The sequence below is a fragment of the Candidatus Omnitrophota bacterium genome, assembly GCA_026387175.1.
Lineage (GTDB): Bacteria > Omnitrophota > Gorgyraeia > 2-01-FULL-45-10 > 2-01-FULL-45-10 > CAIMPC01.
Genome location: JAPLME010000002.1, coordinates 15,170 through 29,443 on the forward strand (window position 1 = coordinate 15,170; position 14,274 = coordinate 29,443).

At 45.6% G+C, this 14,274-nt stretch carries 9 protein-coding genes; all 9 read left to right on the plus strand.

The features are described 5' to 3' along the window. Positions 1-6: 6 nt before the first annotated feature. The 9 genes from NTY76_00310 (at position 7) to NTY76_00350 (ending at position 14,230) form a co-directional block, all read left to right on the plus strand. Positions 7-516, plus strand: coding sequence for a hypothetical protein (locus NTY76_00310; GenBank protein MCX5677541.1), 510 nt, complete (start codon positions 7-9; stop codon positions 514-516). Between the two features lie 17 nt (positions 517-533). Further along, entirely contained in the window at positions 534-1,112 is a 579-nt protein-coding gene (locus tag NTY76_00315; protein ID MCX5677542.1) for a YiiX/YebB-like N1pC/P60 family cysteine hydrolase, read from the plus strand. A 370-nt stretch (positions 1,113-1,482) separates the two neighbouring features. Further along, entirely contained in the window at positions 1,483-2,235 is a 753-nt protein-coding gene (locus NTY76_00320) for an NERD domain-containing protein (GenBank protein ID MCX5677543.1), read from the plus strand. A 451-nt stretch (positions 2,236-2,686) separates the two neighbouring features. Continuing rightward, positions 2,687-3,034, plus strand: a complete 348-nt coding sequence (locus NTY76_00325) for a CopG family antitoxin (GenBank protein MCX5677544.1) — start codon at positions 2,687-2,689, stop codon at positions 3,032-3,034. 74 nt (positions 3,035-3,108) lie between these two features. Next, on the plus strand, positions 3,109-3,528 hold the full coding sequence (locus NTY76_00330) for a secondary thiamine-phosphate synthase enzyme YjbQ (protein ID MCX5677545.1): 420 nt from the start codon (positions 3,109-3,111) through the stop codon (positions 3,526-3,528). A gap of 216 nt (positions 3,529-3,744) precedes the next feature. After that, positions 3,745-4,767, plus strand: a complete 1,023-nt coding sequence (locus NTY76_00335; protein ID MCX5677546.1) for a PDDEXK nuclease domain-containing protein — start codon at positions 3,745-3,747, stop codon at positions 4,765-4,767. A gap of 297 nt (positions 4,768-5,064) precedes the next feature. After that, a complete protein-coding gene (locus NTY76_00340) occupies positions 5,065-10,413 on the plus strand; it encodes a methyltransferase (GenBank protein ID MCX5677547.1) in 5,349 nt (1,782 codons plus the stop codon). A gap of 213 nt (positions 10,414-10,626) precedes the next feature. Further along, positions 10,627-11,130 carry an ORF6N domain-containing protein gene (locus tag NTY76_00345; protein ID MCX5677548.1) on the plus strand — a complete coding sequence of 168 codons (504 nt, stop codon included), beginning with the start codon at positions 10,627-10,629 and terminating at the stop codon, positions 11,128-11,130. A 187-nt stretch (positions 11,131-11,317) separates the two neighbouring features. Beyond that, the gene (locus tag NTY76_00350; protein ID MCX5677549.1) at positions 11,318-14,230 is read left to right on the plus strand and encodes a hypothetical protein; all 2,913 of its coding nucleotides are present in this window, start codon (positions 11,318-11,320) and stop codon (positions 14,228-14,230) included. Positions 14,231-14,274 lie beyond the last annotated feature (44 nt).

Sequence of the window (14,274 nt, forward strand, 5' to 3'; positions counted from 1 at the left end):
AGCGCCATGATTACAATAGACTCAAATATTATAACAGCTTGGGCCACTCTAATAGGTGTTTTGGTGGCTATTTGGGCTGTGATATATCAAAACAAAAGATCTACATTTGCATTAGGCGTAGATTTAATTATGAAGCTAGACGATCGTTTTAATAGTGAGAAAATGCGTAAAGCCAGATGTGCAGCAGCTACATCATTACTTAATGGAAATATTTCTGATGCTACTGAAGTGTTAGATTTTTTTGAAACAATAGGATATTTTATTCGTAGAGGAGCGCTCGATAAGAAGACAGTATGGCAAATATTTTTTTATTGGGCAAACAATTATTGGCATTCCGCAAAAGAATATATAGAGCAAGAAAGAAGAGGCGATCCCACAGTTTGGGCGAATATTCCCTATCTTCATTCTGTGCTTATGTTGATTGAAAAGCGTGAACGACGATGCGGGGATTCAGCTATATTGCTTACAAAAGAAAAGATTAATAACTTCCTTAATGAAGAAACTAGGCTATCCTAAAATAGCTGAAAATCATTATGAACAATTTAAAAAAATATAGCAAAATTAGATCAAGAATGCAAAATGGAGACGTGATTGCTTTTCAGGGTACGGATTTTCCTGCCATGGCTGTACAAAACACCACTGGAAGTCAATTTTCTCATGTTGGGTTAGTTATTAGAATTACAGATGTAGATATTGATAGAATTTTTATAATAGAGTCAGTTCCATCGGCCGGAGTTGTGCTTCTCCCATTAAGCCGAAAGCTATATACATTTCCTGGTAGAGCATGGTGGGCTCCTTTACGGTTTTCTAAAATATCAAATAATATGTTACCGCAACTTAACGAACAAAAAGTACGTTCTATTATTTATAAATGGGCAATGTGCGAACTCGGTAAAGCATACGATTTTACAATGATAGGATCTATTATAAAAAGCATTCTATTAAAGTGCAAAGCTTCAGAAGAAGATTGTCGGGAATATATTTGTTCGGAACTTGTTGCCCAAGCTTTTAAACAGGGCCAAATCTGGCCCAAAGGCATGAACATATCTAACATTACGCCTGTGGATATCATCAATTTGCCAATAATAGATGCGCTGGTCGAGCTTTACTAAACTAAATAAGAAAGAATGGTGGCATATTCGAAGGTGCCACCCTCAAAGCGCAGACTGGCACTAAGTAGCATGACACCAAAAGAACATAAAAAGAAGGAGGAGTAAATGGGCGATAAAGGCAAGAAGGATAAGGATAAACACAACAAGCAAGCAGAGCAAGCAAAGAACGAAGCAAACAAGAAGAAACAGCCAACAATCAAGCATACTTGAGATTCGGCAAGCACTAAAGCTGAGGATCTGTTGAAGTAAGAGTCAAATAACAGACGTCCTATAAAGTGACACCCTGATAATAGGGTGCTACAAAGTAGGATGTCTACAAGATGCGTAGGCTGGCACTATTTAGGATGGTACCAAAAGAATTTAACATACAATGCTTGAATTCTTAGCACCATTAATATTTATCTGTATTATCTTCTTCCTATTCAGGATTCTTTTCCTCAGTTGGGTATCCGGCGAGGAGGGGGTAGCTAGGAAGCTTGAGTCCTTGCGAAGAATAAACAAAGAATACCACCCATTCAATAATATCATATTGAAAACTCCAGATGGAACTACGCAGATCGATCATATATTAATATCTCCTTACGGAATATTTGTAATTGAAACTAAAGATTTTAAAGGATGGATTTTTGGTGATGCACATCAAAAGAAATGGACTCAATCTCTTTTTGGCTCCAGACGCTCTTCTATTAAGTACCAATTTCAGAATCCGATCCGCCAAAATTATAAGCATGTAAAGGCCGCTCAAGACTTCCTAGATATTGATTCGAAATCCATATTTAATGTGGTCGTATTTACTGGAACGAGCGAATTTAAGACAGATATGCCAGAAAATGTTTTAAAATTGCATGATCTTCTCCCATGTATTAAACTCCAAACAAAAATATTATTTACTAGTGAAAAAGTAGAAGCGCTTTCGCAAAAACTTAGGGATTACGTTGAACACGCTTCCTATAATGAGGAAGATCATTTTAAAAACATTGTAAATAATATGATGCATCCAATCTGTCCCAGATGTGGCAAGCCGATGGTTCTTCGAAAGGCGAGAAAGGGGGCTGGGGCAGGTTCCGAATTTTGGGGATGCCCCAATTTTCCCGAATGCAGGATAACAAAGAACGTGGCCTAACGAAAACCAAGGAATAATTAGGCCAGCGCCCATTAAATAAAGGAGACCACATGCCCGAAGGAGGATTCTTAGTAAAGATTAACGGCAAGGAGCTGTGCCGTTGTTATGCGATAGCGTTCTGAAGATACCGAAAGCATAGCCATCGAAATTGAATAAACTATTAGGGCGGCCGTAAAAATGGGACAGTCCCGACCTCGCTGAGATTACGGTCCCGGGACAGTCCCTATTTTTCCACCGTAACCCGTGCTATGGCGCGGGTTTTTTATTGGAATTATTTTAAAATAGTTTGCAACTATTTTGGCACTTTTAGCGTCTTTATATGTAGGGGGATAGATTTTAGCTCACCAACAAGAGTTGTTAGGAACAAAAAAGTTTAAGTTAATGTATTGACAATGTAACTACAAAATGATATTCTATCCAAAAGATATTATAAAGAAAGGCGGCGATAAAAATGAGGAAGAAAATGCCGGAATTTAAATCAGAAGAAGAGGAGGCGCTTTTTTGGAGCAAACACAGCCCCCTCGATTACCCTGATGAAGCTAAAGCGGCAGAAAAACCTTTCGAATTTGCTATGTATCTTCTTAAGCGCGCCGCAAAAGAACACAAAGAGAAAAAGCGTTTGCTGACATTTAGAATGGAGCAAAGCCAAATATTGCTGGCAAAGATTATTGCTAAAAAATATGGCGATAATTATCAAAGTTTGTTACGGAAATGGATCAGGGAACGAATTTATGAAGAGATAAAAGGAAATCCAAATATCGCAAAGGATGTTAGGAAGCAGAATTTGCGATTGGTATAAGACAGAGAAATAGGTAATAACGGGGCCATCCTGCGCGGGGACACCCTAGATTGCAGGCTACCTCCAGATAACATATGAAAATACTAACCGAAAAGATCAGAGTAGATACTAAAGAAGCGAAGGATCTCGTAAATATAACGGGTGAGGTCGCGGATATCCTGAAGGGCTCGGGCCTTAAAAAGGGGAATGTCACAGTGTTTGTAGTCGGTTCGACCGCGGCCATAACGACATTCGAATACGAGAACGGCATGATAAAGGATATGCAGGATCTCTGCGAGAAGCTGGTGCCGTCAAATAAGCATTATAATCACGATGAGACCTGGGGAGACGCGAACGGATTCAGCCACCTTAGGGCCGCTCTCTTTGGCCCATCGCTCACGATACCGTTCGAAGGCGGCAAGCTGTCTCTCGGCACATGGCAGCAGGTGGTCCTGGCGGAATTCGATAACCGTCCGCGTAATCGCGAGATAATTGTTCAGATGATAGGGGAGTAACTTGTAAGAACCCGGAATTATAAACCGTGTAAGACCGCAACCCGTGCTAAGGCGCGGGTTTTTTATTTTGAACTATTTTAAAATAGTTTGCAACAATTTTGGCACTTTTAGCGTCTTTATATGTAGGGGGTATTATGGTGAATTCGCCATAATTAGAAGCCAGATTAGCCTGAATAAAACAGAAAGGTAGCAATATGAAGAATTTGAAAGGACCTAATGCTTAATAATTACCACATTTTTTTATCGAGTTTAAAGGAAAAGATACGAAAAGAGCGCTTGCGGGTTGTTCTCGCAAGCAATGCGGCGTTAGTGATGTTGTATTGGGATATAGGCCGGAGTATATTGAAAAAACAAAATGAAGAAGGATGGGGCTCAAGGGTTATTGACCGGCTTTCATCGGATTTAAGCAGAGAATTCCCGGATATGAAAGGATTTTCACCAAGAAATCTAAAATATATGCGCTCGTTCGGTATCGCATGGCCGGATAAGCTAATTGTGCAACGGGTCATTGCACAATTACCATGGCGCAGTAACATAGCTTTAATAGATAAGCTTAAAAAGCCCGAAGAACGTTTATGGTATGCGATGAAAACCATAAAGCATGGCTGGTCGCAACCGATTCTTTGTTTACAGATAGAGGCACAAGCTCATAAGCGTGAGGGTAAGGCAACCAATAATTTTTCACTGGCACTTACATCGGTTGACTCGGATATGGCCAAAGAGGTATTCAAGGATCCATATTTATTCGATTTTTTAGGAACCGCCGATATACGCAGAGAAAAAGAAGTTGAACAGGCATTGGTGGATCATATACAACGATTCTTGCTGGAATTGGGGCAGGGATTCGCTTTTGTTGGCAGACAGGTTCATCTTGAGCTTGGTGGAAATGATTATTATATTGATTTGCTTTTTTATCACCTTAAATTGAGGTGCTACATAATTATTGAACTTAAGGCAGGAGATTTTGTCCCGGAATATGTGGGAAAGATGAACATGTATCTAAGCGTTGTGGATGATATTCTACGGCATCCTGATGATAACCCAAGCATTGGACTGTTGCTTGTAAAACGAAAAAACAAAATGATCGCTGAATATGCTTTGAGTGGTTACACAAAACCTATAGGTGTAGCGCAGTGGGAAACAAAAATAACCAAAAGCTTACCTAAAGAACTTAAGTCGAACCTTCCAGCTATTGAAGAGATCGAGAAAGAGTTAAGTAAGGGCAAATTTATGCCATAATTACCCCATGGCGCGGGTTTTTTATTGGAATTATTTTACATATGGTGAACAGAATAAGGCAGGTTAAAGCGAAAAAAGCTAGATATCTTTCTATTGACTTAACGGAATTCTGTGCTATAATCATCTACAATGATTACCTATAAGCATAGATATAACCTACTATTTAAAGCTATCGCAGCAGCTGTAGTGTTTCTATTTGTAGCTAATGACATAGCCTGGACTCAGCTTTCCAATTGTGACTCTTCGAAAAGTTCTACACTTGCCCCCCTTGCAGGTAATCCTCAAGTATATAGCGCAATGCGCCAGATGATGGAAGAAGAACGTGTTCTACACCGGGAAGACATGGATGAGGTCATAGAACGGCACGCTAAGAATGCAAAGGATCTATTCGATGCTTCCTCTCTAGAAGATCTCAAGAAAGAGTTTATGGAGCGCATTGTTGATTGCGGCGCTAATAACATGCTGTCAAGGCTAAAGGCAACACTAGCTTCCACGGGAGGACAGGTTCAGGTCATATTCGTGAAGAGTGAAGATGAGCTGCCGGTATTTGAAGGAAAGAAAGTGTGGGGGCATGCCGGCACTTCCGTTACAGCATTTGCATTAGAAAGCGAGAAGGATTCAAAAGAAGGAAGAAGAGAGATAATCGCAAGGCTCTTTCACGAGATAAGGGCGAGATCGACCTTAGCCGGTGAATTCGCGAACCTTACTTTTGCCACCCATGTAAATGCCATTAATAGAATTCCGCCGGTTACGGAAGCGAAGCCCGTGCCGCAGGCTATCGATATTACTAAACCCCTCCTTGTAGTTTTTGATCTGCATGGAACCCTCCTTAAGCCGAGCTGGAAAGAAGCTCACGCCTTAGCCTATGCAAAAATAAAAGATGTAAGCCAGGAAGAAGCGCTCATATGGCTGGAGAACCTTCCGCTTAAGCGCCTAAGATATGAGTTCATACAATTACTTTCCCAGGCCACCGGTGTTTCGGAGGCCAAGGCGCGAGAATATCTGAAATGGGCCCAGAAACACTGCGCGAGGATAAAGACGCCTGAGGTTATGCCCGGAGCGTTGGAATTTATGGAGGCGTTATATAAAAAAGGCGTGCCTATGGTCATTATTAGCGGATCTAAGAGAGATGTTGTAATGGATCAACTCAGAGAACGCGGGTTTCTCAAATTCATTCCTGCAGAGATGGTGGTCTCCAGGGATGATGTCGCGCTTTCCGCTCCTCGTGCTAAAAATGATTCACGATTCCGTGAGGCCGCTATCGAAAGCTTAACATATAAATTTCAGGGTTACCGCCTCGCGCACTTTAATGACTGGGTCGGCGGCATCCGATCCGTGAAGAAGCGCGGGGGTATAGCCTTTGGCCTGCCACAGGGCGAAGGAGAGGAAAAGGATTTGAACAGCGCGGCTATGGAGAAAGAAGGCGCTGATTTAATGATAAATGGATGGCATAACTGGAAGGAGATCCTGGCCGGTTTACAGATCAATGAGAAGTTACAAAAAGAAAATAGGCGAGTCCCGGTTTATCTTAAGAAGGCAAAGGAGCTGCAGCTTGTGCTTCCTGCCCGGCGGCCGGATAAGTTAACCCTATTTATCGATGTAAGCGATGACCTTAGAGAATTAACATATTATGAAGTGGAAGATGACGACGGGGTGATGAGGTATGACGGCAGTATTGATTATGGCCGGCTTAAATTAAGAAAGATCTGCCGCTTACCTAGCTCTTATCTTATTTCTCCGGAAAGATACATGAATAAGCACCTTACCGGCGAGGCGAAGGCCAGTATTTACCGTGTCTGGCCTCAAGGTAAGCGCTATACGCGGTATCGTAATATCATTACCTCCTGGGACAAAGAGGTTGACAGAGATGTCTGGACGACAAATATCGATACTGTCTATCTGCACAAATGCATTGAAGATTCCGGACTTCTGGATTTCGGAGGTATCAGCCGCGCAATCGAAATAGGTACAGGCGGAGGGCATCTGTCTGTATTGCTTGCCTCCCGGATTCCCAACTTAAAAGAAATTATCATTACAGACATCAGCATGTACGCCCTAGAGGCAGCCAAGCGGGTTATCATGCCCTTCATGAATAAAGGCTTGCGCCTGCGGACCTATTTAGGCAAAGGTTTAGGCACGATAAGGGAGGCAAAAGCGGATCTGGTCGTTGTCAATCCGCCGTATATTCCCACCCCGCCATTTATACAAGGCCGGCACGTCGATCCTTACCGCGGCACCGGCCTGATCAGGGAAGTGCTGGAGAAAGGGATCTATAAACTCAATCCCAAAAATCCAAATGCCTGTATCGTTATGAATGTAAGTTCAATGGCGCAAAAACAATTTCAGGAATATACCCGGGAGTTCGGCGATAACCTTACGGTGGAGAAATTCGGCGAGCCGCTCAGGGTGCCTCTTAAAATCAGCGGTATCACCGATGAGTGGCGACAATGGCTGGTTAATGAGGGAGGATTGGAATATAGTCCGAATTGCGCGGAAGACGAAGAGCCGTATCATCACACGCTTCAGGCTTATATTATCAAGCCAAGATCGGGAGCGGTGAAGACCTGGGCGGTAAAAGAGAAGGATAAGATAGAGTCGAATATTTATACGGATACAGACGCAATGATCAGGCTATTCCGGCCGCTATTGAATCCGCAAGCCACCCCGGAAGAGAATGAATTAAAGTTAAGATTCCCCGAGATCTACGGCTATCTCCTGCTGCGCCCGGAGGAGATGAATTTTGACGCCGCGCCGGCCCCACTCGCGCCGGAAAGAAATCTGACGTTTACCAATCATATCCTTAAGCGCGGGTTTGGCAGGAAATTACTTGGTTTAGAGAATGAGGATTTTGAACTATTTCAAAAGGGACTCGGGGTCCAGGAGGCAGAATTCACGCGCCTATGCCGGATCGTCAGCGCCCTAAAAGATACCGATATTCTTCCTTATATCCGCTGCGCATTTCTTTATCATGATGTGGCTAAGGCGCAGCTGCCGGAATTAAAGAAAGAGTGGGAAAAGCTTCCCGGAATCGATTTCCGTATTTCGAATAAGGCCTCGGCGATAATTTTGCGTAACTTGTCTTCTCGGGCAAGCCGGAGAAAGGGGCTGTTTGAAAATATCGATCTGTTTAACAAGCACCCACACAATGAAATTTTAAATGAATTCTTCTATCGTATTATTGAGACCCGCGGTTTTGCCGGACAGCAAATAAGGGGGGAGCTTTCTTACGATGTGTTTGAGGATTTCACCCGATGGATACGCGACAACTTTTCAGAACTTCAAACTGCGCTTGGGTTTGAAAATAGAGACGCTCAGGCATGCTCCGATGGGATAACAGATATAATATATCTTTTCAATTTCATTGATGCGGCGAGTTTGCGCGAAGGCCTGATGACCACGCGGCTAAACGAGAAGTTCCGGGAATTCTTCGCTGATTTCCGGAAGGTGATCACACCTTCTGCCGGCAATTTACCGGTTAACTGGCGGAATATATTGTCCGACCGCTGGAATGACTTTAGGACGACCTATGACCAGCGCAATTATTTGAAGGATCGCCTAGGCCGGTTCCGCCAGGAGAGGCGCGATCTGGGCGAGAATGAATCGGAATTAAATGAATTTATCGATTCGATGAGCCCCGAGGCAGTTAAAGTTTTGACGCGGGATCTACAGCATTTTCAGGGTTGGTATGTGGAGAGCGCAACCTTTGGACTGACCCCGGAGGCGATGCTGAAGATCGTAATGCTTTCCATTGTCCTGGCAAAGCGTAAAGGCGCGGATTTGACCCGGCCATTTCATGTTAATTTCTTTAATCTTATGCGCATGCTTTCATCCGACCGGCACGATTTTGATTCTTACCGCATCCGGATGGTTGAAACATTAGTGCGCGACCTTGATCTCGACGATATCATCCTAAAACCGGAGGTTGCCGGCCGCTTAGATCTAGACGCCGATGATCAGTCGCGAGCCCAGCCGTTATTGGGTGCCGTGAGCATGGCGGTTAACGGTACGAAGTCCATCTCTTTCGATTTCCATTTCAGCGAAGAGGCGGAACACCTCCTCCACCTGGTGCATAAATACGAAAAGAGCGATTCGGTGAAATTCCACCAGGTCTTAAAGTTGCTCCTGGACGCCTATGGTATCCGTAAAGATGAATTTGACCGTGTAAGCAATGAAGCCTCATATCTTAATACTATGGCCTTATCCAAAAATGACAAGACGCGCTTATTGCGTTACGGAAAAGGCCCAGTTTGGGTGGATATCGGACCGGCGGACGGGGTAACCCTGGAGATCGCCGAGATGATGAAAGAAGAGAAAGGCCTTGAGAATATCGTCGCGGTGGAAAAATCGCAGGAAGCGATTAACGCCCTGCGAAGAAGAATAAAACTAAAGAGTCTCTCCGCCATGGCTTTAAAAGGGGATGCCCGCGATTTGACGGATATTTTGGAGAATGCCGGAATTAAGTCCTCGAATACTATCATTTTTTCCGCCGTGCTGCATGAGATTTTCAGTTACGCCGGTAAAGACGGCCGCAGTTTTAATATTGAGACGGTAAAAGATGTGTTGCGTGCCGCGCTGCGCTCTCTCGCGCCCGGCGGCCGGCTTTTAATCCGCGACGGGCTTATTCCCGAAGATGGCGAAGAGACGCAGATCTTGGAGTTAAAAGGCAGGAACAATAAAGAGGTCTTTGACTATTATGTAAGGAACTTTGCCGGCAGGGACCTCTCCCGCGCGTATGAGGTAATCGACGAGGATACATCAGGCGAGATTTATCGCATTCGCATGAAACGCAAGGACGTGATGGAATTTCTCTTTACGCTTACCTGGTGCTATCGGCCGCAATTTAGCCCTGACAGCCTGCCATATGAGGTAAGGGAACAGTATGGTGTCTTAACGCGAAGCGGTTATATTAAACTTATTCAGGAACTTGCCCGCGAAGAGAATATAGACATGCGCGAAGTCGAAATGCCGGAAGATGAACGAACCTATATTCAGCAGGGCTATGTCGATAACCTGAAAGGAATCGCCCGGCTGATGACGCTCGATGGCAAGGAAGCCCCCTTGCCGCCCAGCAATATGATGATCGTTGTAGAAAAAACCGATAAGGCTATGCCGCCGCCGATCGCGTTTGAAAAAGAGTGGGAGGCGTCGCGGTTGGATGCCGGCCAATTCCTTTCGGCGCTGTCTCCTATACTTGGATTAGAAACGGTTATAGACCATAATAAACCGATATTTGTATTTTCGGAAAAAGTCGCGTTCGATAATAATCTGGTAAGATGTCTTCCGAAACTTGCGGAGAAAGATATAAAGGTAGCGGTAATAGTCAAGGCTGATAATTATAAGGCAAAGGCTTTGATAGACAAATTGAATGAGGGCAAGACTGAGGATAAAAAGATCCTCCAGGCCGACACAATTGATGGTATAAGAAAAGCGGCGGCAGACGCAAAGATCTCCGCGCCAAGATTTTATTATTTCAGGATAAAAGATAGCGAAGATCCGGCATTTGAAGGACGCAATATCACGATGTATGATTTGACGCCTGATATGGTCAAAAGAATAATAGACGCTATCGGCACTGCTTGCGGCGTAGAAATTGAGAAACTCCCGCTCCTTCAAGAACTAGCGCATAAGTTTGCGGAAGCCGCATAATCTCCGGTCTTTAATCATCGGACGACAATTTATGTAATTTAGTTTTTTTGTTACATTTGCATAACATATAGGATGATGAGAGAAACCGCAACCCGTGCTAAAGCGCGGGTTTTTTTATTGGAATTATTTTAAAATAGTTTGCAACAATTTTGGCACTTTTAGCGTCTTTATATGTAGGGGATGAAACGACTATATATAAAAAAGGAGGCAAATATGAAGAATCTAATACCTCGGGAGGTTATTGAGAAGAAGATATATCTCATCAGAGGGCGAAATGTAATGCTGTCCAGTGATTTAGCAAATCTCTATGGCGTAGAAACAAAAAACCTGAATTTACAAGTTAAGAGAAACATAAAACGTTTTCCCAGGGATTTCATGTTTCAAGTGACTAAGGAAGAAAACTTGAGGTTGCAATTTGCAACCTCAAGTTATGGTGGACGCAGATATTTGCCATATGTATTTACGGAGCAGGGCATCGCGATGCTTTCAGGCATACTCAATAGCGAACGTGCTATCGAGGTGAATATAGCTATTATGCGGGCGTTTGTGCGATTGAGGGAGATTTTGCTGACACATAAGGACCTCGCCGATAAAATTGCAGCTCTTGAACTTAAGTATAAAAATCATGATCTGAGGCTTTCGGAATATGATAAGCACATAACGGCCATTTTTGATGCGATCCGACAGCTTATGGCACCACCGTCAGAACTCCCTTAATTCCACTACTCTTTGGGTTGTTTTTTGATATAATATGATACATAGACATGGCAATATTCTGGCCAAAGAAAGGTGATTATGCGAATAATTGATGCCATATCATTAGGTATCGGTTCTTTCGGAGTCATTTAACTAAGATGAAGATAAGAAGCGGTGTTCTCGGAACCAAAAAGACGGCGGGCAATATATGAGCCGAAAGACGCCGCTCAGGACAGCCTTTTTAACCATTTCCATATTTCTCCTATGTTTTTCCGCCTGCGCCTACGAAGCCAAGACCCACGGCAAGAGCGCGCGGTTGGCCTCAGAGCTTGTCCAGAGAACAGACTCCCTCAATATCTATAAAGAGCTTTACGACAGAGGTTACGCCAGCCAGATAATGGCGGGAGCCGAGGCAGGCGATTTCGGCAATGTCGACGGCAATAACCGTTCCTTCCGTCATTACTACGACCCCTACGCAAACACCTCCCAAAAAGGCCTCAAGTATTTCGATTATTATCAATTATGGGCCCATTTCGATGTCATAAAGAACCTTATCTGGCAGTCGCAGGGCAGGTGGATCGATGATATGGAGATCACGCCGCCCAAGAGCGGTTATTACGACGATGCGCTCGAGTGGGCCAGGAATAGCGCCGGCGCCGCCGATATGATGAACTGGGAAGGCGCGCTTCGCGTTTACGACTATACGACGAGCTCGCGCGGCCAGGCCTATCGCAGGCTGGGCTATGTTTCGCATCTGGCGGCGGATATGGCGCAGCCGGACTACGTCTTTGGCTATCCCCATCCGGGCTCGAGCTACCGCCGCGAGGAGGGAGGGAAAGTCTATTACGGCTTCGAAGCGCTGGTCGAGAATTACATCGACGATGTGGATTTTTCCGGGAAAGAGGTTAAGAAGCTCAGTTCTCTCGACGATTATTTTAACGAGATGGCGAGGGCCGCTAAGAGGACGGGCAGTCCCGCGCGTTACGTGCTTCCGCTGGGGCTTAAGACACAGACGCTTTCCGGCGCCAAGGATGTGGCCATTATCCCGGCGATAGACGACAGTAAACCGGGGGGACGTAAGAAATATCTGGATCTCGCCAGGGAACTTTTAGATCAAGCTGTCGAATATAATGCCGGCATACTGGAGCTATTTTACGATATCGTCAATCAGCCGCCTTATGTTGCGGACGTTACCGTTACCCAGAGCGGGGAAGGCCGCTATCATGGCTGGTATGAGGAGATGTATGACGATATCCGCGAACAGCTCGCGGGCGTGATCAATCCGGCGGTTTACAAGAGAGTATCCGCAAGGAGCCTGCGTAAAAAAGCCTCTCCGATAGATAGCGGCAAGAAAGCGCTTGTCCGCGTTACGTTCGGTCCGACTGAGGACATCGAAGAGCATATCGATCCGGCGAGCGTTAAGGTCCTTGTCGGCGATATCGAGGTGCCAGGGGCCATGACCGGGCCGAGGACGTGGGAGGGCGAGTTCACTTATAATTTCGAATCCAAGGAGCCGGAGAAGACATTTCCCATAAAAATATCCGCCAAAGATATCCATAACCATTTTCCGCGCGCCGGCCTCTCCGCGCAAGGCTATGAATTGGACTCGAATCCGGAAACACCGGCGAGGCTCTCCGGTTACGTGCCGCCCTATCCCTGGAAGGATTATGAGCCCGGGGCGGATGCTAACCATTCGATCGTGATACGGCAGATTGTCCCGCCTCCGATAGCGGAGTCGATAGAGGTATTTTCACAGGGCACATATTTTGTAAGATCGCGCTGGATAGCTCCCTCCGCGGCGGAAGCCCGAAAAGGCAAAGAGGCGCTCCTAGAAAAAGACTCTTCAGGCGTGAAGGACGGAGTGGAGCTCGGGAAGACCGACTCCGCGACGGTCAGGATCACTTTTAGCCAGATAATGGACGATGGGACCCTGCGCCTTAAATTAGGCGGGGTCGATCTGCCGCTTTCCAAGACAGGTGAATTTACCTATGAAGCGATCATCCCGCTGGAGGAATTTAACAGGCCCGGATCCGATCAGGCTTACAGATTTGAGATAACGGGTAAGGGGATATCGGGGCTTGAGCTTGACGCGCAGCCCGGGACGGTCGCGGTCTTCAACGATAAAGCAAACCGTTGGATCGCCCTGGAATCCGGGCCGGATACGACGCATTCCCTGCGTATCTACGGGGAGTTCGGAAAGGCCGCACTTAAAGGCATCGTCCACGAGATGGAGCTCGTTTCTCCGTCCGGCCGCCCAGTGGCCGGCAAACCCCTCGCAGGATGGAACGTCGTCATATATGTCGGTTCGATAGAGGTCGATCAGTCTCTTTGCGAAGAGGCCCTGCGGCTCGCGCGTTTGGCGGGCATTGGGGAACATAAAGAAGACCCTAAGGCGTTAAACCTCTTAAAGGATAAAGTGAAATCGTCGTGCCGCCTTCTTTACGGCACCATGCCGGGCTGGATCGTGAAGACCGACTCCGAAGGTAAATTTACGTTTCCTCTTTATAAGTATCCGGGGCTGGATGGAGTGATAGAGGCCTACTATACGTTCTTCGTATTTCCTCCCGATAATGTCGAAACCTACGATCCCCGTTCCATGGTTTCCGACACGCTGTCATGCGATATCTTTTTCCCGCGGGGCCGTTCGCGCAATTTAGACGACGTGTCTATCGAGATAGCGTTAACGGGAGAGAAGGGTGATTATAAACAGTCGCCTGTTTTGAGCGTTTATGAGATAGGCGGGACGGTCTCCGGAGAGGAGATGGCCCCGCCGGTAAAAAACGGCTACACTACCGAAGTCCATCTGATAAAACGCGGGCTCGATGAATCCAGGACCAAAGAGAGCGTAACTGCCTTAAGCGTCGATACGCATGACCGCCTTATCACAGGCGATCTCACCGACCCGAAGAGCCATCAGCCGCCGTATAAGTTCAGGTTCAGCGAGAAGATCCCGGAGCACCTGGCGATCAACAGGTATGTGCGCATTTCCACCGGCAGCCTGGTGGTAAAGCCTGTAGGCGCGGGGCCTGTCTTATTCGAATTGAGCCCTAACGGGGACAGTAAAAAGTTCACGGACGAGGCCATAGATACATTGTGGAACAATTTTACTGCGGGAAAATAAGAATATGAAGAGATGGTCTGATGCCGTGACGAATATGTAATTGT

Excerpts from the sequence above, each read along its gene's own strand:
- NTY76_00310 (MCX5677541.1), top strand. The coding sequence starts at position 7 with ATGATTACAATAGACTCAAATATTATAACAGCTTGGGCCACTCTAATA.
- NTY76_00315 (MCX5677542.1), top strand. The coding sequence starts at position 534 with ATGAACAATTTAAAAAAATATAGCAAAATTAGATCAAGAATGCAAAAT.
- NTY76_00320 (MCX5677543.1), top strand. The coding sequence starts at position 1,483 with ATGCTTGAATTCTTAGCACCATTAATATTTATCTGTATTATCTTCTTC.
- NTY76_00325 (MCX5677544.1), top strand. The coding sequence starts at position 2,687 with ATGAGGAAGAAAATGCCGGAATTTAAATCAGAAGAAGAGGAGGCGCTT.
- NTY76_00330 (MCX5677545.1), top strand. The coding sequence starts at position 3,109 with ATGAAAATACTAACCGAAAAGATCAGAGTAGATACTAAAGAAGCGAAG.
- NTY76_00335 (MCX5677546.1), top strand. The coding sequence starts at position 3,745 with ATGCTTAATAATTACCACATTTTTTTATCGAGTTTAAAGGAAAAGATA.
- NTY76_00340 (MCX5677547.1), top strand. The coding sequence starts at position 5,065 with ATGCGCCAGATGATGGAAGAAGAACGTGTTCTACACCGGGAAGACATG.
- NTY76_00345 (MCX5677548.1), top strand. The coding sequence starts at position 10,627 with ATGAAGAATCTAATACCTCGGGAGGTTATTGAGAAGAAGATATATCTC.
- NTY76_00350 (MCX5677549.1), top strand. The coding sequence starts at position 11,318 with ATGAGCCGAAAGACGCCGCTCAGGACAGCCTTTTTAACCATTTCCATA.